This is a genomic window from Candidatus Pelagibacter communis, assembly GCF_001179965.1.
Taxonomy (GTDB): Bacteria; Pseudomonadota; Alphaproteobacteria; order Pelagibacterales; family Pelagibacteraceae; genus Pelagibacter.
The window spans coordinates 1-965 of the sequence record NZ_CVSH01000003.1; the positions used below are offsets into that span (position 1 = coordinate 1).

General features: G+C 24.4%; 2 protein-coding genes. One reads left to right on the plus strand and one right to left on the minus strand.

The annotated features are described in order from the left end of the window. Nucleotides 1-165 (plus strand): tyrosine-type recombinase/integrase (locus AMN73_RS00130; RefSeq protein ID WP_179850059.1); only part of this gene is annotated, 165 nt, incomplete at its 5' end. Here the strand turns inward: AMN73_RS00130 and AMN73_RS00135 are convergent. After that, nucleotides 162-965: alpha-1,2-fucosyltransferase (locus AMN73_RS00135; protein WP_075534311.1), on the minus strand; the 804-nt coding region annotated here is incomplete at its 5' end. The genes AMN73_RS00130 and AMN73_RS00135 overlap by 4 nt on opposite strands.

The following is a 965-nucleotide window of genomic DNA, read 5'->3' on the forward strand; positions in this document are numbered from 1 at the left end:
GGTCATAGTTTAAGGTCAGGTTTTGCAACAGTAGCTGCTGATTCAGGCGCTGATGAGCGAAGCATAATGGCTATGACAGGTCATAAAACAACACAAATGGTTAGAAGATATATTAGAGAGGCAAATATATTTAAAAATAATGCACTAAACAAAATAAAAATTTAAATTGAAACCCAATTTTCAGGCCAAAAATCAATATTATTGGATGGATTTAAATTTAAAGGTCTAATACAAATTTTATTTGGATTTTCATTCAACCAAGCCCCCCACCAATGAAAAGACGTAGGACCAACTATGAAATGCTTACAAAAATTAAATAAATAAAAATCGTTTACAGATTTATTTTGTTTATTATCAATAAAAATACACTCATCTTGATTAAAATAACCACTAAGATTGGATAAATCATTAGACCATATAAAGAATTTTGGTTTTTCAACATTTTTTTTAATATGTTCAATGGATTTGTAAATATAATCTATTGTATCTTTAGTAAATTTATTAGATTTATTGTGGTCCTTATGTTTGCCTTCCGAATATCTGTTCTGTCTAATACAAATTGATACTGAATTTGAATTATCAATATCTTTTTTGTATCTATTATTTATATCGATTTTTTCTTTTTTTATCTTAAAAAATTGAATAATTTCTTTCTTATAATCAATAAAATATTTTTCAGACTCGTAATGACCTTCAATAAAAATTTTATCTGAATAATCGTTAAGGTCTATCTTATTAAAAGCAGTTTTTTTTGTATTATTTTTGGACTCAATAAGGAATTTCTTTTTTCCGAAAAAATCTAATTTTTTTTTAAATTTTCTTTGAATATCTCTAATATATGTATCGTATTTCAGATTACTATCTGCAATATTAGACTCAATTAAAAAATTATGTAACTCATAATTTCTATTTTTATTTTTTTTTTTAAAATATCCCGAGGTATCATCTATATATAAGTCGCAATT